The following is an 18,372-nucleotide window of genomic DNA, read 5'->3' as shown; positions in this document are numbered from 1 at the left end:
AAAAGCGGCCTTTCGGCCGCTTTTTTCGTTCCTCAATATCCGACCTCAAACCCCAACCGGATTCGCCTTCTCCGGATCGATCCTGTACTGCTTGATCGCCCTGGCCACATCCTTCCCGGTCATCTTCCCGTCCTTCGCCAACGCGGCGATGGCCGCATGCGCGATGTAGTACCGGTCGACCTCGAAGAACCGCCGCAAGTTGGCGCGCGTGTCCGAACGCCCGAACCCGTCCGTGCCCAGCACGGTATAGGCCATCGGCACGAACGCCCGGATCTGGTCGGCGAACCCGCGCACGTAGTCCGTCGCAGCAATCGCCGGCCCCTGCCGCCCTTCCAGCAGCTCGGTCACGTACGCCTTGCGCGGGCTCTTGGCTTCCGGGTTCATCCGGTTCCACCGCTCCACGTCGAACCCGTCACGCCGCAGCTCGTTGAAGCTCGGACACGACCAGATGTCCGCGGTCACGCCGAAGTCCTTGTCCAGCAGTTCGGCCGCGGCGATCGCCTCGCGCAGGATGGTGCCGCTGCCCAGCAGCTGCACGCGCAGTTCGCCCTTCTTCGGCTTGCCGGCGTCCTTGAGCAGGTACATGCCCTTGATGATCCCGGTCTCCGCACCCGCCGGCATCTCCGGGTGGGTGTAGTTCTCGTTCATCAGGGTGAGGTACCAGTACTCGTCGATCTGGTCCTCCATCATCGCCTTCATGCCGTGCTGGAGCAGCACGGTGACTTCGTAGCCGAAGGTCGGGTCGTAGCTGCGCACGTTGGGGATGCCGCCGGCGACGATCTGGCTGAAGCCGTCCTCGTGCTGCAGGCCTTCGCCGTTGAGCGTGGTGCGGCCGGCGGTGCCGCCGAGCAGGAAGCCGCGGGTGCGCATGTCGGCGGCCTGCCAGGCGAGGTCGCCCACGCGCTGGAAGCCGAACATCGAGTAGTAGATGTAGAACGGCAGCATCGGCACGTCGGACACCGAGTAGCTGGTGCCGGCGGCCATCCACGAGGCGATCGCGCCGGGCTCGCTGATGCCCTGCTGCAGCACCTGGCCGGCCTGGTCTTCGCGGTAGTACATCAGCTGGTCCGAGTCGACCGGCTTGTACTTCTGCCCGAACGGGGCGTAGATGCCGATCTGGCGGAACAGGCCTTCCATGCCGAAGGTGCGCGCTTCGTCAGCGACGATGGGCACCAGGTGCGGGCCCAGTTCCTTGTCGCGCAGGGCGATGTTGAGCGTCTGCACGAAGGCCATGGTGGTCGAGTAGCTGCGCTCGCCGCTGTCCTTGAGCAGGCGCTCGTACTTGTCCAGGGTGGGCACGGTGAAGGACTTGCTGGCCTTGCGCCGGCGCTGCGGCAGGTAGCCGCCAAGCGCGGCGCGGCGCTCCTTCAGGTACTGCACTTCCGGCGAGTCCTCGCCGGGGTGGTAGAACGGGACCTGCTCGGCTTCTTCCAGCTGCTTGTCGCTGAGCGGGATGTTGAAGCGGTCGCGGAACGCGCGCACCGCGTCGTCGTCCAGCTTCTTGGTCTGGTGGGTCGGGTTGAGCGACTCGCCGGCGCTGCCCATGCCGTAGCCCTTGACCGTCTTGGCCAGGATCACGGTCGGCATGCCCTTGGTGTTCACCGCCTGCTGGTAGGCGGCGTAGACCTTGTGCGGGTCGTGGCCGCCGCGGTTCAGGCGCCAGATGTCCTCGTCGGAGAGCGAGGCGACCATCGCCGCGGTCTCCGGGTACTTGCCGAAGAAGTTCTCGCGGGTGTACGCGCCGCCGAAGGCCTTGCAGTTCTGGTACTCGCCGTCGACGGTCTCCATCATCAGCTTCTTCAGCACGCCGTTGCTGTCGCGCGCCAGGAGCGGATCCCAGTAGCTGCCCCACAGCAGCTTGATCACGTTCCAGCCGCCGCCGCGGAACACGCCTTCCAGTTCCTGGATGATCTTGCCGTTGCCGCGCACCGGGCCGTCCAGGCGCTGCAGGTTGCAGTTGACCACGAACACCAGGTTGTCCAGGCCTTCGCGCCCGGCCAGCGAGATCGCGCCCAGGGTCTCCGGTTCGTCCGACTCGCCGTCGCCGATGAAGCACCAGACCTTGCGGTCGGACTTCTCGATCAGGCCGCGGTGCTCCAGGTACTTCATGAACTGCGCCTGGTAGATCGCCGCCAGCGGGCCCAGGCCCATCGACACGGTCGGGGTCTGCCAGTAATCCGGCATCAGCCACGGGTGCGGGTAGGACGAGATGCCGCGCCCGTCCACTTCCATGCGGAAGTTGTCGAGCTGGTCCTCGCTGATGCGGCCTTCCAGGAACGAGCGGGCGTAGATGCCGGGCGAGCTGTGGCCCTGGATGAACAGCAGGTCGCCCGGGTGGCTGTCGGACGGGGCGCGCCAGAAGTGGTTGAAGCCCACGTCATAGAGCGTGGCGCCGGAGGCGAACGAGGCGATGTGGCCGCCGAGGTCGCCGGGCTTGCGGTTGGTCCGCACGACCATGGCCATCGCGTTCCAGCGGATGATCGAGCGGATCCGCCATTCCAGGTCCGCGTTGCCCGGGCTCTTGGCCTCCAGGTGCGGGGCGATGGTGTTGACGTATTCGGTGGTCGGGGAGAACGGCAGGAACGCGCCGGAGCGGCGGGGCAGTTCGACCATATCCTCCAGCAGCTGGTGCGCGCGCTCGGGGCCGTCGCGGTCGATGACCGCCTTGAGCGATTCGATCCATTCACGGGTCTCGACCGGATCCGGATCGTTCTGCAGCACCTCGTTCAGCCAGTTCATGTCACTCCCTATGCCGCGCGTGGGCCGCGGCGCGATGTTCGTCATGGACCGTGGAGTTTAACGCACCGGCCCTTGCGGCCGCCTCGCTACGGCGGCGTACAGGGGGGCGTGGCGGGTCGGTTTCCGCTGCAATCATCGGTTGTCCGGGACAGTCGCGGGGACAGCGCGGCGATGTCGCAGTGCAGCATGCCGGTTCGTGCTTATGATCGTGGCGACTCCGCCATGCATGGGCTCGCGATGTCCCCCGCTTCGCCGCAGCGCAGCATCGAAGGAGCCGCCATGTCCGGCGAGGACGCGGTCGCGTCTGGCTCCACCACGGCGGACGCGGCCGGCGCGCCCACCCGCCGCGCGGTGCGCTGGCGCGACAGCCTGCGCACGCGGATGGTGTTGTGGTCCAGCCTGCTCAACGCCGGGCTGCTGCTGCTCACCGCGCTGGCGTTCTACTTCGGCGCGCGTGCGCTGATCGTGGAGAACGCGCGCGCCGAAGCCGACAGCCTGGCGCGGCAGACGGTGCGCAGCCTGGAGGCGACGCTGGATTCGGTGCAGGTCAGCGGCCGCACCCTGGCCGCCAGTGCCACCGGCGTGGGCGCGCAGCCGTCCAGCCTGCGCGCGCTGCTGGTGGCCAGCCTGGCCGGCGACCCGGACATCGCCGGGGCGATGGTCATCATCGAACCGGGCCAGTTGCCGGGCGACGCCGACGGCTTCACCTGGTACATCCGCCGCGATGGCGCCACGCTGGTGGAGCAGTCGGTGGCCGACCTGGGCTACGACTACCGGACCATGCCGTGGTACCTGCGCACGGTCGCCTCGCCGCGGCCGTGGTGGTCCGAGCCGTACGCCAACGCGGCCACCGCCGGCGAATATTTCTCCACCTTCAACCTGCCGCTGCGGCGGCCGGGCGATGCGGCCGGCTCGCCGGCGGTGGGCATGGTCAGCCTGGACGTGCCGGTGGAACGGCTGGCCGCGCTGGTCGGCGGGCATGGCGAGGCGGGCGGCGCCGGCCTGCAGCCGATGCTGTTCTCGCCCGAAGGGCTGGCGGTGGGGCATCCGGAGGCGGACGTGCGGATGCGGCGCAACGCCGGCGAACTGCTGGCGCAGCCGGGCGGCGCAGGGCTGGCGCCGCTGGTCGCGGCGATCGGCGCGCGCCAGGCCACCACCTTCGAGCACCACGACGCGCGCGGCGACGCGCTGGGCACGGTGGTGCTGCCGGTGGGCGACAGCGGCTGGACCTATGCGCTCACCGTGTCCGACCGCTGGTTCCTGCATCGGCTGGACCGGATCGCGTTGATGGTGGCGCTGGCCAGCCTGTTCGCGCTGCTGGTGGCGCTGTGGCTGGCGCGGCGCTACGGCAGCGCGCTGGCCGCGCCGATCGAGGAGCTCACCGACAGCGCGCACCACTTCAGCCAGGGCCGGTTCGACCGGCCGATCCCGTACGTGCAGCGCGAGGACGAGGTCGGGGTGATGGCGCGCGCGTTCGACACCGCGCGCGATTCGATCCGCGGGCAGATGCACGAGATCGGGCGCATGGCCAGTGCGCGGCAGAAGCTGGAGAGCGAGCTGTCGATCGCGCGCGACATCCAGCAGTCGATGCTGCCGGCCGGGCGCGGCTTCGACACCGGGCACATGCACGTGGAAGCGCACGCGCTGCTGGAACCGGCCAGCGAGGTGGGCGGCGACTTCTACCAGTTCTCCGAGCTGGAGCCGGGCGTGCTGTGGTTCGCGGTCGGCGACGTGTCCGACAAGGGCATTCCGGCGGCGCTGTTCATGGCGCGCACGCTCACCGTGCTGGAGCAGATGGCGCGGCGCCACGGCACGCCGGAGAAGATCCTGGCCTCCGCCTCGGTGCGGCTGGCCGAGAACAACGAGACCTGCATGTTCGCCACCGTGCTGTGCGGGCGGCTGGAGGTGGCCAGCGGGCGCATCCAGCTGGCCAGCGCCGGGCATGAGCCGCCGCTGCTGCTGCAGGCCGACGGCAGTTGCGCACTGCTGGAGGTGGCTGCCGGCGCGCCGCTGGGGTTCGAGCCGGGCGATGCGTTCCCTCTGTACGAAGGCGTGCTGCCGGCCGGCGCGACCCTGGTCGGCTACACCGACGGGGTGACCGAGGCCTTCGACCCGGACAACCGCGCCTACGGCAGCGAACGCCTGCTGCGCGCGCTGGCGCCCGGCGCCAGCGCGCAGGCGGCGTGCCGGCGCCTGCTCGACGACGTGCGCCGCTTCGCCGGCGCGGCGCCGCAGTCCGACGACATCACCATCCTGGCGATCAGCCGGCAGCGGGAATAAGCGATCACGCTGCGCCGGCATGCCGGCCGCGCCCGTGCGCGGCGCACCGGCAACGGGCAGCCAGGCGCAGGCGTTCGCGGCGTGCGGCACGGCGCTATGATGCCGGCGTCCGCACGGGGGGACCGGCATGCCGATCGAAGCGTCCGACGCCACTGGCGCCGCGCCGCCGCACGAGTCCGTGCGCTGGTACCACAGCCTGCGCACGCGCATCGCCCTGTGGTCGGGCCTGAGCACGCTGCTGTTCCTGCTCGCGGTGACCCTGGCCACCGCCGCGTACCTGCGCCGCGAGATCCTCGACAACGCCCAGCGCGACAACCGCGCCACCGCCGGCGAGGCCGCCGAGCGGCTGGAGACCAGCCTGCGCACGCTGACGGTCGCCACCGGCAACCTGGCACAGTTGGTCTCGCGCGCATCGCTGGACCACGAACAGCTGCGGCAGGCGCAGGCCGCGGTGCTCGACTCGATCCCGGGTGCAGCCGGCACGCTGCTGATCGTGGAGCCGCGTGAGCCGGGAGGGCTGGCGTACACACGCTACATGGGCCCGCTCGGCGAGCGCGACTTCCTCGCCGACGGCTACGACTACCACGCCCAGCCCTGGTACCGAGCCACCCAGGCCGCGCCGGCCGGCTGGTGGTCCGAGCCCTACCTCAACCAGACCGCCGGCCAGGTGTGGATGGCCACCTACAACGTGCCGCTGCGGCCGCTGGGCACCGGCATGGCCAGCCTGGACATCCCGGTCGACGACCTGATCGCACCGATCGAAACCCTGGCGCACCTGCCGGGCATGCGCGTCACCCTGCTCGCCCCGGGCGGCACCATCGCTTTGAGCACGATCCCGGGCGCGCGGGCGCAGGAAACGTTCGACGCCTTCATCGCGCGCCAGGACCGCGGCGATCTGGCGGAGGTGGCCGCGGCGGCGCGCGAACGCCGCCAGGCCTACCTGGGGCATCGCGACGCCAACATCGGACGCATGCGCTACACCTCGGTCGAACCGGTCGGCGACACCGGCTGGACGCTGTTGGTCGGGCAGTCCTACGACCTGATCATGGACCGCTTCGACCGCGCCCTGCTCGCGCTGGTGCTGGTGAGCCTGGTGCTGGCGGCGGCCGGTACGTTCCTGGTGCGCCGGATCGGCCGGCAGATCAGCAAGCCGCTGGAGGCGCTGGCCGGCTCGGCGGTGGACGCCATCGTCGACGGCCGCGAGGTGCCGCTGGCGCAGCAGCAGCGGCGGGACGAAGTCGGCGTGCTGGCGCGCACGCTGGAGCGGGCGCGGCACTCGATCCGGGGGCAGCTGGGCGAGATCGAGCAGCTGGGCGCGGCGCGGCAGAAGCTGGAGAGCGAGCTGTCGATCGCGCGCGACATCCAGCAGGCGATGCTGCCGCAGGGCCGCACCCTGGGCCAGGGAAGCGAGCACCTGGAAGCGCAGGCGCTGCTGGAGCCGGCCAAGGCGGTGGGCGGGGACTTCTACAACTTCATCGAGCGCGAGGACGGCGAACTGTGGTTCGTGGTCGGCGACGTCTCCGACAAGGGCGTGCCGGCGGCGCTGTTCATGGCCCGCGCGGTGACGGTGCTGGAAGTGGCGATCCAGACCGCCACCTCGCCGTCGCAGGCGCTGGCCGAAGGTTCGCGCCGGCTGGTGCAGGGCAACGACACCTGCATGTTCGCCACCGTGCTGTGCGGGCGCATCGACCTGCACGGCAACCTCGCCCTGGCCAGCGCCGGCCACGATCCGCCGCTGCTGCTGCATGGCGACGGCCGGGTGCAGCCGCTGGCGGTGGAGAGCGGCCCGCCGCTGGGATTCGAGCTGAGCAGCGACTTCCCGTCGTGGCAGGGCGCGCTGGCCGCGGGCGACTGCCTGGTCGCCTATACCGATGGCGTCACCGAGGCCTTCAACCTGGCCGACGAAGCCTACGGCGACGAGCGCCTGCGGCAGGCGCTGGCACGGCATGGCGGCACCGGTGCGGCGGCGACATGCGCGCAGGTGCTCGCCGACGTGCGCCGTTTCGTCGATGGCGCGCCACCTTCGGACGACACCACGATCCTGGCCATCAGCCACACCCGCGACCTCGACATCGATACCACCCAGGCGCATGCTGTCGGCGCCAAAGGGGAGACTTCGGTGCACGTGAGCGTGGCCCAGTCGTCCGCGGACGTGCTGCGGATGACCGACGCGATCGAAGCGCTGCTGGCCTGCCACGGCGCCAGCCAGACGTCCATGCACGACGCCCGCCTGATCGTCGAGGAAGTGGCCTGCAACGCGGTCGAACACGCGGTCACGCCCGGCGCACCGCTGGAGATGCACGCGCGCGTGGCCGACGGCCAGCTGTGGCTGGAGTTCCGCGACCGTGGCCCGGCCTTCGACCCCACCACGCGCGACGCACCGGACCTGGACACCGACATCGCCGAACGCGACATCGGCGGCCTGGGCGTGTTCCTGGTGCGCGAACTGGCCGACGCCATCGACTACCAGCGCATCGACGGTTCCAACATCCTTCGGATCAGCCTGCGGCTCGATGCCGCGAACGACATGGAGAGCAAGGCATGAGCAACCTGCGGACCGAGATCGCCCCCCCTTCCAGCGGCCGCCAGCGCGTGGCCATCGGCGGCCGCCTGGACACCCACACCTACGCCGAACTGGACCAGGCCCTGGCACCGCTGCTGGCCAACAACGCGGTCACCTCGCTGGTGCTGGACCTGGCCGGCCTGGACTACATCAGCAGCGCCGGCATCCGCTCGGTGTTCAAGGCACGCAAGGCGCTGTCGGCACGTGGCGGCAAGGTGCTGGTGGTCAACCCGCAGCCGCAGATCCAGAAGGTGTTCGACATGGTCAAGGCCGTGCCACTGGGCGAGATCTTCACCTCGATGGCCGAAGCGGACGCGTACCTGGATGCGATGCAGAGGAAGATCGTGGAAGGGGATGACGAGGATTGAGGCGGCCCCACGCCGGAACAACCCGGCCGCCATCTAGGCTTGCCACGACCTACTCGCACTCCTGGACGAGTGCAGCGCTGGTCTTCGCAGCTGCGCGCCACACCTCGACAAGGTCCGCGCGGTAATGCCACGCCATGAAGAAAGTCAACAATACGCCTGTTATGGCGACATCCAGCTTCCTGGTCTTCGGCATCCGAATGCCCTCTGGATGGGATGAGCCGCCCTCAATCATTGGCGACACTACTGGCCTCATTACACTCATCACAATGATGCCCCGCATGAACAGCCTGCCGGGAAATCACAGCCAGTCGGTCAAAGCTCTACCCGCCTCATGCGGACTGTAGGGTCGAACTTTCTGGATTGGCATCCACCATGAGCCATAAGCAGGTGGAACATCGATTGTCCTTGCGCTACATCGGATTGCCAATTCGACCTGCCAACCAAGGCGTCCAGAGCCAGTCCGGTTCTGACTCCTGATACGAACAGTTCATAGCCAGGATCGCCGCCAACATAAAGCTGCGACCTAAAGGACTCGTATTTGCCGAAATCACCGGGGAAACTTGCCTGTTGAGCATAGAACTCCGCTGGCCATTCCCAAAATATCTTGTAGTCCAGATACGTGCGTGATCGCTCGCTCAACGATACGTAGGCGAGCTCCACGCTTTTACATGATCGCGGAGATCCATTTACGATGCTGGTCGTCAGCAACGCAAGCTCGTGGTAGAGCCCGGCGAACTCCGTGCCATCAGAAAAGTCACGAACCAATTCCGGGTCGATCTGAATGAAATCGACAGGAATCCTGCTGCCGTACATCTGTGCAGCAATATGAAAGGATTCATGGCGCGCAAGGAACCAGATCGATGGCTCCCCTCCATTGACCCCTCCACCAAGGTCCATGAAGACAAAGAGCTTTTGGCATTCCTCACCCATTCGAAACGAATAGCCAGCGCTATTGGGACGTTGGATTTGCAGCAATGATGCGCATTGACCTGCGTAGTCCGGTTGACTGGTATCCACCACGGTTACCGCCCTTTCTTGGCCGGGCCATGCGATCGCACCTGCGGGTGTCCATATCGAGGGGTCAATGGCGACGACAAGAGCCTGCATGATGAAAGCCCCAGGATTGAATACGCCCATCGTCACGTCCCGGAATAGGAGAGCGGCACGCGCCTCAAGGACACGTGCCGCTTCTCGGCCTAAGCGGCCTTTCGAAGTTCACCGCAAGTGGTTTCGATCTCGACCGTCTGGGTCGTAGTGGCCGCACCACCAACTCCACTTACTTTCCCGCTGACGTTCGACGAAATCTGGATCGTGAATTTGACTTTCGTGTTGTCGGGCAGTCCACGGCATTGCTTGATGGCCGCATCCCGGGCTGCGCTATTCGTAGATGCGCCGTTGCCGCCAGCCACCATATTGAGTTCTGACTCTTTGAGACTACGCATGACACCACTCCTTGGCTGTTTGCGCATCGGGCCACCCTGGCCCGCGCGACCGACTTGGTCGGCCGTCTACCTATCTCATAACAAAACCGGCCTATGGATAGGCCGGTTCCGAATGCACGGTCAGAAAATCGTTACCCCGCTCACCCCTTCCTCTCCCCCTCCATCTGCGCCCTGATCTGCGCATCCACCGCCGCGATCGCGGTCATGTTGAGCAGGCGGCGCGGGGTGGCGCTGGTGGTGAGGATGTGGACCGGCTTGCTGATGCCCATCAGGATCGGCCCGATGGCCACGCCGTCAGTGACCACGCGGACCATGTTGTAGGCGATGTTGGCCGCGTCCAGGTTGGGCAGCACGAACAGGTTGGCACGACCCTTGAGGGTGCTGTTGGGCATAATCTTCTGCCGCAGCAGCTCGTCCCAGGCGGTGTCGCCCTGCATCTCGCCGTCCACGTTCAGCTTGGGCACGCGCTTGAGCAGCAGCTCGCGCACCTTGCGCATCTTCAGCGCGCCGGGGGTCTCGTGGCTGCCGAAGTTGGAGTGCGACAGCAGGGCGATGCGCGGCTCGATGCCGAACAGCTTCAGGCGGTAGGACGCCTGCAGGGTGGCCTCGGCGATCTGCTCGGCGGTGGGATCGTCCTGCACATGGGTGTCCAGGAAGAACCACACGCCCTGGTTGTTGATCACCCCGGTCATCGCCGCGGTGGACTGCACGCCCGGGTCCAGCCCGATCACGCTGCGCACGTAGCCCAGCTTCTTGTGGAAGCGGCCGACCACGCCGGTGAGCAGCGCGTCGGCTTCGCCGCGGGCGACCATGACCGAACCGATCAGGGTCGGGCGCGAGCGCATCAGGTTCTTCGCCGCCGCCACCGTCACCCCGCGACGCTCGGTGATGGCGTGGTAGTGCTGCCAGTAGTCGTTGAAGCGCGGGTCGTCGTCCTGGTTGGTGATCTCGTAGTCCACCCCGGCCTTCATCCGCAGGCCCAGGCGCTCCACGCGCGCCTCGATCACCTCCGGGCGGCCGATCAGGATCGGGAAGGCCACCCCTTCGTCGATCACCGTCTGCACCGCGCGCAGCACCACTTCGTCCTCGCCCTCGGCGTAGGCCACCCGCTTCCTGTCGGCGCGGGCGCGGTCGTACACCGGCTTCATCATCAGGCTGGTGCGGTAGACGAACTGGCCCAGCTTCTCGCGGTAGGCGGCCATGTCCTCCAGCGGGCGCTCGGCAATGCCCGAGTCCATCGCCGCCTGGGCCACCGCCGAGGACAGCTCGACCAGCAGGCGCGGGTCGAACGGGCGCGGGATCAGGTATTCGCGGCCGAAGCTGGGGATGTCGTCGCCATAGGCGCTGCCCAGGTCGGAGGCTTCCTTGCGCGCCAGCGCGGCGATCGCGCGCACGCAGGCGATCTTCATCGCCTCGTTGATCCCGGTGGCGCCCACGTCCAGCGCGCCGCGGAACAGGTACGGGAAGCACAACGCGTTGTTGACCTGGTTCGGGTAGTCCGAACGGCCGGTGGCGATGATGGCGTCCGGGCGCACGCGCTTGGCGTCCTCCGGCAGGATCTCCGGGTACGGGTTGGCCAGGGCCAGGATGATCGGGTTCTCCGCCATCGTGGCGACCATCTCGGCCTTGAGCACGCCGCCAGCGGACAGGCCCAGGAAGATGTCGGCGCCGCGGACGATGTCCTCCAGCGTGCGCGCGTCGGTCTCGCGCGCATAGCGGCGCTTGTCCGGGTCCAGGTCGGCGCGGCCGGCGTGGATCACGCCGCTGCGGTCGAAGGCGGTGACGTTTTCCTTCTTCAGGCCCAGCGAGACCAGCATGTCCACGCAGGACACGCCGGCGGCGCCCATGCCGGTAGTGGCCAGCTTCACCTGGCCGATGTCCTTGCCGACCACGTGCAGCGCGTTGAGCACCGCGGCGCCCACGATAATGGCGGTGCCGTGCTGGTCGTCGTGGAACACCGGGATGTTCATCCGCTCGCGCAGCTTGCGCTCGACGATGAAGCACTCCGGCGCCTTGATGTCCTCCAGGTTGATGCCACCGAAGGTCGGCTCCAGGCTGGCGATGATGTCGACCAGCTTGTCCGGGTCGTTCTCGTCGATCTCGATGTCGAACACGTCCACGCCGGCGAACTTCTTGAACAGCACGCCCTTGCCTTCCATGACCGGCTTGCCGGCCAGCGGGCCGATGTTGCCCAGACCCAGCACGGCGGTGCCGTTGGAGACCACCGCGACCAGGTTGCCGCGGGCGGTGAGCTCGCTGGCCTGCTTCGGGTCCTCCACGATCGCCTCGCAGGCGTAGGCCACGCCCGGGCTGTAGGCCAGCGCCAGGTCGCGCTGGGTCAGCATCGCCTTGGTCGGGGCAACCTTGATCTTCCCGGGACGCGGGTGGCGGTGGTAGTCGAGGGCGGCCTGCTTGAAGTCTTCTTGTTCGGACATGTCCGTCACGGCGGTGGGCAGGCCCCGGATTCTACGCGGCCACCGACGGCGAGGTCCCGGCCGAAGGCGCCGGCCGGGATGACGAAATGGGCACAGGGGCGGGGAAACGCGGGGTGACACCGGTTTCAGGCGCGCACGGGGCCGGTCAAAAACCGGGCTGGGAGGCGCTTCTGTGGACAACTTGCGCGCGAAGCCCCCCCTGTAGGAGCCCACTTCAGGGGGCGACCCGACGCCGCCTGGAGTCGCTGTGTTCAACGCGCCCCCTCCGGGCGGGCCGCGTTGACCGCGAATGCTTCCATCCCCCTCGGGTCGCCCCCTGAAGTGGGCTCCTACAAGGGGGCGCCGGGTGCCGGCGACGGTCGACGGTGGGGGCGCTCAGCCCTTGCGCATCGGCTTCTGGTCGATGCGGTCCATGCGGATGCGGTTGGCGAACAGGGAGAACGCCAGTTGCCCGGCCAGGCCGTTGGCGCGGGTGATCCACGGCGGCAGCCAGCGCGGCGGCGCCAGGGTGCCGTCCTCGAACAGCGGCTCGAACCTGACCGCGTCGCGCAGGCTCATCTTGCCGGCGAACAGCCAGCGGCACAGGCGCAGGCGGTCCTGCTGCAGGGCGTAGCGGAAGAAAGTGTGCACGCCGATCAGTCCGCGCAGGTACACCGCATCCTTGGTGAAGGCGCTGCCGCCGGTCACCGGCACGCCACGGAACACGCGCTGCGCCGAGACGAAGCTCTCGGTCTCGTTCTGGCCGCCGTCGAGGAAGAAGCGGAATACCTGGAGGAAATCCGCGCCTTCCAGGGCCATGGCCACCGCCTCGATGCGCATGCTGATCCGCTTCAGCCGCCCGATGTCGATGTTGCCGGTGACCAGTTCGGCGAAGGTCGCCAGCCCTTCCTGGGTGGCGGTGATCCGCGGCGAGGCCAGGCCCAGGCTGGCCAGGTGTGGCTGCGCGCGGCCGTTGATCGCGGTGAGCGAGTGAACCAGCGCCTCGTGGTGGAACAGCTGGCGGCGGTCGTAGTCGCTGAAGGCGGCGCCGGCGCGCAGGCGGATCCGGCTGGGGCCGGCGGCGGCCTTGGCGATCAGGTCCGGGTCCAGTTCGACCGTGATCACCCGCGCGTCGAAGAAATCGTCCAGGTCGGACTGCAGCTGCAGCGCCAGCGCGGTGGCCGAGACCGGGACCTGTTCCTGCGGCGAGACCAGTTCGTGGTCCAGTTCGCCAGCGATCTCGATGAAGTGGTCGGCGGCCTCGCGCGTGGTCGGGCCGTCGCCGGGCAGCGCTTCGTCCGGGCGGCCGAACAGCGCGATCGATTCGACGCAGGCCTGGTGGGTGCCCAGCACCTCCAGCAGGCTGGCCGCGCGGCTCCAGCTGGCGGCCGATTCGCGCAGGTAGATGCCCAGCGGATGGTCGTCGTCGGATGCGGCGACGATCAGCGCCAATTCGCGCCGTGCATCGCTGAAATCCAGGCGCGGGTACTCCACCCGCGGCAGCGCCGGCTGGCCGCGGTGCCAGCCTTCGAGGAACTCGGCCTGGGTGCGCGCCGGCCAACTCGCCAGCGCCAGCAGGCGGATCCCGCGCACCGCCTCGACCATGCGCGCGTCGAGCGCGGCATGGTGGGCCAGGTCGTGTGCGATGGCGGCCATGGCCGCTAGGTTGGACCCGACGGGGTAGCCGGGCAAGCCCGGCTGGACCTCACCGCCGCGGGTACTTCTCGTCCAGCCGCTTGCGCAACGCCTTGCCCTGCACGCGCGCGTCGGCCTTCTGCGCCATCCGCGTAGCCAGGCGGTCGGCGGCGCCGGCCACCTCGTCGCGCAACTTCAGGTAGTTGGCCACGCGCGCCGGGTCCAGCTCGCCGGCCTCGATCGCCGCGCGCACCGCGCAGCCGGGCTCGCTGCGGTGCACGCAGTCGCTGAAGCGGCACTGCGCGGCCAGCGCCTCCAGGTCGGCGAAGCCGCCATCGGCCAGTTCCTCCTCGCCGGTGGGCTTGAGCTCGCGCATGCCCGGCGTGTCGATCAGGCACGCGCCGGAAGGCAGCGCGATCAGCGCGCGGTGGGTGGTGGTGTGGCGGCCGCGCGAATCGTGCTCGCGCACCGCGGCAGTCTTCATCCTCTGCTCGCCGAGCAGCGAATTGGTCAGGGTCGACTTGCCCGCGCCCGACGAACCGACCAGCACCGCGCTCATGCCCGGCTGCAGCCACTGCGCCAGCGCGGCCACCGCCTCCGCATCCTTGGCGTTGAGCGCCAGCACCGGCACGCCCTGCGCGCGCAGGTCGTCCAGCGCCGCCAGCGCGGCGGCGGCATCGGCGCCGTCGCGGTCGGCCTTGGTCAACACGACCACCGGCTGCACCCCGCCACCGCCGACCAGCAGCAGGTAACGCTCGATCCGGCGCGGATTGAAGTCCGCGTCCAGCCCGCAGACCACGAACGCGGTATCCACATTCGCCGCGATCACCTGCTGCTGGTAGTGCTCGCCGGCCGCCGCGCGCTTGATCGCACTGCGTCGCGGCAGCAGCGCCAGGATCCGGCGGCCGTCGTGCAGCACCCAGTCGCCGACCGCGGCGCGCTCGTGCAGCGGCACCCCGTCGGCGGTGAACACCGGCCGCCGCTGCCATTCCGGCGGCGACTCGGCACGGAACCCGGAGTCCGGCGCATCGGCCAGCACGTAGCCGGTCCGGTGCTGCTCGCTGACCCGCGCCGGCCGCGCCCCGGGATGGGCGGCGAAGGCCGCCTGCCAGGCCACCTCTTCGGCCGCCCCCACCCATGGCCAGCCGATCCGGCGCAGGGGGGCGAAGTCGAAGTCGGCGGCATCCATGGGCCGCATTGTATTCGCCGCAGTCCGGGCGCAGCCGCAGACAGGTCGAAGCCGGCCGGTCCCTCCCGGGGCGCCCCTGCGGTCGCGACGCACCTGCAGAACGGCAGGTTTCGCATGAAATCGATACCACCCCCATTCTCCAGCCCGGACAGGCACTTGCGCGGTCTTTTTCGATACCATGCCAAGCTCGTACCCCCCATCGTCCATGCCACCATGTCGTCCACCGAAACACCGCTCGGCGTCCGCGAGCGCCTGTCGGAAGTCCGCTACGAGATCCGCGGAGAACTGAACCGGCGAGCCCACGCGCTCGAAGCGGAAGGACGCAAGCTGATCAAGCTCAACATCGGCAACCCCGGTGCGTTCGGTTTCCGCGCCCCCGCGCACCTGCAGCGCGCGATCATCGACGACATCGACCACACCGATCCCTATACCCACCAGCTCGGCCTGCCCGCCGCGCGCGAGGCGCTGGCCGCGGCCTACCGCGCGCGCAACGCGCCGCACGTGGATTCCAACCGCGTGTTCGTCGGCAACGGCGTGTCCGAACTGATCGACATGACCCTGCGCGCGCTGCTCAACCCGGGCGACGAGGTGCTGGTGCCCTCGCCCGACTACCCGCTGTGGTCGGCGGCGACCATCCTCAACGACGGCCGCCCGGTGTACTACCGCTGCGCGCCGGAGAACGGCTTCATGCCCGACCCGGTCGAGGTCGAAGGCCTGGTCTCCTCGCGCACCCGCGCGATCGTGCTGATCAACCCGAACAACCCCACCGGCGCGGTCTACCCGCGCGAACTGCTCGAACGCCTGGTCGCCATCGCCCAGCGCCACAACCTGCTGCTGCTGGTCGACGAGATCTACGACCAGGTGCTGTACGACGGCGCGGAGTTCGAACCGCTGGCGCCGATCGCCGGCGACCACCCGTGCATCACCTTCTCCGGCCTGAGCAAGGTCCACCGTGCCTGCGGCTGGCGCGTGGGCTGGGCGGTGCTCACCGGCATCCACGCGCGCACCGCCGACTACCGCAACGCGCTGGACCTGCTGTCCGGCCTGCGCCTGTGCGCGAACGTCGCCGGCCAGTACGCGATCGCCGCGGCGGTCAACGGCCCGGACACGATCAGCGAACTGTGCGCCCCCGGCGGCCGCCTGTACGAGACCCGCCGCGCGGTGATCGAGGCCTGCGCCGCGAGCGAACACCTGCAGCTGGTCGAGCCGAAGGGCGCGCTGTACGCGTTCCCCTCGGTGACCGGCCCGGCCGCGCGCGGCTTCGACGACCACGGCTTCGCGCTGGAACTGCTGGAAACAGAGGACGTGCTGATCGTGCCCGGCTCCAGCTTCAACGTGCCCTACCGCGCCCACTTCCGGGTGACCCTGCTGCCGCACGCCGAGGTCATGCGCGAGGTGTTCGCGCGCATCGACCGCGCACTGGCGCGGCGCGCCGAGGCGGCGAACAAGGTGGTGCCGCTGAAGGCCAAGGCGCGCAACGCGGCGGCCTGATGGCGGATCCGGCCGGTTCCCGCAGCGCGACCGCACCGGCGTTCCTGGCGCTCGGCGACTCCTACACCATCGGCGAAGGCGTCGATCCCGACGGGCGCTGGCCGGTGCTGCTGGCGGCCCTGCTGCGCGCCGAAGGCATCGCCATCGGCGCGCCGCGGATCATCGCGACCACCGGCTGGACCACCGACGAGCTCGACGCCGGCATCGACGCCGCGCAGGCGCAAGCACCCCTCCCTGCCGACCACGCCCTGGCCAGCCTGCTGGTCGGGGTCAACAACCAGTACCGCGGCCGCCCGCTGGACGAGTTCCGCGCGCAGTTCGCCGCGCTGCTGCAGCGCGCGACCGCCTTCGCCGGTGGCCAGGCCTCGCGCGTGCTGGTGCTGGCGATCCCGGACTGGGGCGTGACCCCGTTCGCGGCCGCGCAGGGGCGCGATCCGGCGCTCGTAGCCATGCAGATCGACGGGTTCAACGCCGTGTGCTGCGAGGAAGCGGCGCGGGCCGGCGCGCACTGGGTCGACACCGCCGCGGTCAGCCGCGCGCGCGGCGGCGAAGCGCGGATGCTCGCCGACGATGGCCTGCATCCCTCGGCGGCGATGTACGCGCTGTGGGCGGCGCTGGCGCTGCCTGCGGCCCGGCAGGCGCTGCGCGGATGAACACCGGCGCAGGCAGCGCCGCGGACGCCACCGCGCTGCGGCCGCTGCCACGCGAACATGCCCGGCGCATCGCCGCCGCGTTCCTTCCCGGCACCCTGTTCGGCAACCGCTACCACTACTACTACGCCCGCGCGAAGCTGCGCAGCGACCCGCTGTACCCAGGCGTGTGCGCGGCCCTGCACGGCACCCGCGCGCCGCTGCTCGACCTGGGCTGCGGGCTGGGCCTGCTCGCCCATGCGCTGGCCCAGGATGGCATCGCGCTGCGCTACCGCGGGGTGGACAACGACGCGCGCAAGATCGCTGCCGCGCGCCGCGCCGCCACGCGCGCCGGGCTGGACGATGCCAGCTTCGAAACCCTGGACCTGTCGTGCGCGCTGTCGCCGCACCGCGGCAGCGTGGCGATCCTGGACGTGCTGCAGTTCTTCGAGCCGGCGCGGCAGCTCGAAATCGTCGACGCGGCGGCCGGCATGCTCGAACCGGGCGCGAAACTGGTGATCCGCACCGGCCTGGACGACGGCAGCCGCAGCGCGCGCATCACCCGCGCCACCGACCACCTGGCGCGGCTGCTGGGCTGGATGAACGCCGCGCCGGTCCACTATCCGGAAACGGAGGCGCTGCGCGCGCGCTTCGACGCCGCCGGGCTGCGCGGCACGTTCTCGCCGCTGGCCGGCGATACGCCGTTCAACAACTGGCTGGTGGTCGCCGCGCGCGACTGAGCGGACCCGCCGCGTGCATGGTCAGCCACGCCGTGGCGCCGTTGCTCACTGCGGCGTCGCGACGGTATCGAAGCCGCGCTCGCGCAGCAGGCACAGGGTGGCCTCCACGATCTCCACGCTGCGGCCGTGCGCGGCACCTTCGTGCAGCAGCACGATCGCGCCCGGGCGCAGGCCGCGGCCGATCCGCTGCAGCACCCGCACCGGGTCGCCGTCGACCGCGTCGTAACCGCGCGCGCTCCAGGCCGCCCGCGCCAGGCCGTGGGCGCGCAGCGGCGCGGCCAGGAACGGATTGGCGTGCCCCGCCACCGCCCGGAACCAGCGCGGCGGTTCGCCGGCCAGTTCGGCCAGCACCTGCTGCGCCTGCCCGACTTCATCGGCCAGCGCCCGCGGCCCCAGCGCCCAGAAACGGGCCGAGGGATGGCTCTGGCTGTGGTTGCCGATACCGTGGCCGCGGCGGTGGATCTCGCGGACCAGGTCCGGCCGCGCGCGGGCGCGGGCGCCGACCAGGAAGAAGGTGGCCCGCGCCTGGTGCCGGTCCAGCGCCTCCAGGATCGCGGCGGTGTCGGCGGAGGGGCCGTCGTCGATCGTCAGCCAGACCTCGCGGCCGTGGGCCGGCAACCGCCCCAGCACCGGCATGTACAGCGACGCGCGCGGCAGGAACACCGGCAGCAGCAAGGCCAGGTGCGAGAGCAGCAGCGCCGGCAGCCCCCAGTGCCAGCCCAGCCGCCACCACAGCGCCGCCACCGCCAGCTGCGACAGCAGCAGCCCGGCCAGCCACGCATGCGGGCGGCGCGGAATGCGATGCAGCGTTGCCGTTGCGCTCATCGCCGCATGATGCCACGGGGGTAGAATGGCCAGCCCGGGCTTTCCCCGGTCTTTCCC

General features: G+C 69.8%; 12 protein-coding genes and 1 pseudogene. 6 read left to right on the top strand and 7 right to left on the bottom strand.

Annotated features, from left to right (window positions below; translation table 11 throughout):
• Positions 1-45: 45 nt before the first annotated feature.
• The gene (aceE, locus tag CSC64_RS03625) at positions 46-2,739 is read right to left on the bottom strand and encodes a pyruvate dehydrogenase (acetyl-transferring), homodimeric type (protein ID WP_162433962.1); all 2,694 of its coding nucleotides are present in this window, start codon (positions 2,737-2,739) and stop codon (positions 46-48) included.
• 202 nt (positions 2,740-2,941) lie between these two features.
• On the opposite strand from aceE, the pseudogene CSC64_RS03620 reads away from it, so the two are divergent.
• The 3 genes and pseudogenes from CSC64_RS03620 to CSC64_RS03610 all read left to right on the top strand — a co-directional run bounded on the left by CSC64_RS03620 (position 2,942) and on the right by CSC64_RS03610 (position 7,950).
• A pseudogene (locus CSC64_RS03620) lies at positions 2,942-5,019 on the top strand (SpoIIE family protein phosphatase).
• A 127-nt stretch (positions 5,020-5,146) separates the two neighbouring features.
• Complete coding sequence (locus tag CSC64_RS03615) at positions 5,147-7,564, top strand: SpoIIE family protein phosphatase (protein ID WP_162433961.1); 2,418 nt, start codon at positions 5,147-5,149, stop codon at positions 7,562-7,564.
• Positions 7,561-7,950, top strand: a complete 390-nt coding sequence (locus CSC64_RS03610; protein ID WP_162433960.1) for an STAS domain-containing protein — start codon at positions 7,561-7,563, stop codon at positions 7,948-7,950. Before CSC64_RS03615 ends, CSC64_RS03610 begins: the two co-directional genes overlap by 4 nt.
• 312 nt (positions 7,951-8,262) lie before the next feature.
• On the opposite strand, the gene CSC64_RS03605 is transcribed toward CSC64_RS03610, so the two are convergent.
• The 5 genes from CSC64_RS03605 to rsgA all read right to left on the bottom strand — a co-directional run bounded on the left by CSC64_RS03605 (position 8,263) and on the right by rsgA (position 14,630).
• Complete coding sequence (locus CSC64_RS03605) at positions 8,263-9,087, bottom strand: hypothetical protein (RefSeq protein WP_162433959.1); 825 nt, start codon at positions 9,085-9,087, stop codon at positions 8,263-8,265.
• A gap of 59 nt (positions 9,088-9,146) precedes the next feature.
• Positions 9,147-9,392, bottom strand: coding sequence for a hypothetical protein (locus CSC64_RS03600; RefSeq protein WP_162433958.1), 246 nt, complete (start codon positions 9,390-9,392; stop codon positions 9,147-9,149).
• Positions 9,393-9,532: 140 nt separating this feature from the next.
• Entirely contained in the window at positions 9,533-11,827 is a 2,295-nt protein-coding gene (locus CSC64_RS03595) for an NADP-dependent malic enzyme (protein WP_162433957.1), read from the bottom strand.
• 375 nt (positions 11,828-12,202) lie between these two features.
• On the bottom strand, positions 12,203-13,462 hold the full coding sequence (locus CSC64_RS03590; protein ID WP_162433956.1) for a flavohemoglobin expression-modulating QEGLA motif protein: 1,260 nt from the start codon (positions 13,460-13,462) through the stop codon (positions 12,203-12,205).
• A 49-nt stretch (positions 13,463-13,511) separates the two neighbouring features.
• Complete coding sequence (gene rsgA / locus CSC64_RS03585) at positions 13,512-14,630, bottom strand: ribosome small subunit-dependent GTPase A (protein ID WP_162433955.1); 1,119 nt, start codon at positions 14,628-14,630, stop codon at positions 13,512-13,514.
• Positions 14,631-14,843: 213 nt separating this feature from the next.
• Between rsgA and CSC64_RS03580 the strand changes: the two genes are divergently transcribed.
• The 3 genes from CSC64_RS03580 to CSC64_RS03570 are packed head-to-tail and all read left to right on the top strand — an operon-like array spanning position 14,844 to position 17,490.
• Entirely contained in the window at positions 14,844-16,121 is a 1,278-nt protein-coding gene (locus tag CSC64_RS03580; RefSeq protein ID WP_162433954.1) for an aminotransferase class I/II-fold pyridoxal phosphate-dependent enzyme, read from the top strand.
• Positions 16,121-16,774, top strand: coding sequence for an SGNH/GDSL hydrolase family protein (locus CSC64_RS03575; RefSeq protein ID WP_162433953.1), 654 nt, complete (start codon positions 16,121-16,123; stop codon positions 16,772-16,774). The genes CSC64_RS03580 and CSC64_RS03575 overlap by 1 nt, the downstream gene beginning before the upstream one ends.
• A 44-nt stretch (positions 16,775-16,818) precedes the next feature.
• Positions 16,819-17,490 (top strand): methyltransferase domain-containing protein, encoded by a 672-nt coding sequence (locus CSC64_RS03570; RefSeq protein WP_425501664.1) that lies wholly within the window; start codon positions 16,819-16,821, stop codon positions 17,488-17,490.
• A gap of 45 nt (positions 17,491-17,535) precedes the next feature.
• On the opposite strand, the gene CSC64_RS03565 is transcribed toward CSC64_RS03570, so the two are convergent.
• Entirely contained in the window at positions 17,536-18,315 is a 780-nt protein-coding gene (locus CSC64_RS03565; protein WP_162433951.1) for a polysaccharide deacetylase family protein, read from the bottom strand.
• Positions 18,316-18,372: the final 57 nt, after the last annotated feature.

This window comes from Pseudoxanthomonas koreensis (assembly GCF_010093225.1).
GTDB classification, from domain to species: Bacteria; Pseudomonadota; Gammaproteobacteria; order Xanthomonadales; family Xanthomonadaceae; genus Pseudoxanthomonas; species Pseudoxanthomonas koreensis.
Note: the sequence above shows the minus strand (reverse complement) of the source record. Positions and strands in the feature narration are given on the sequence as shown.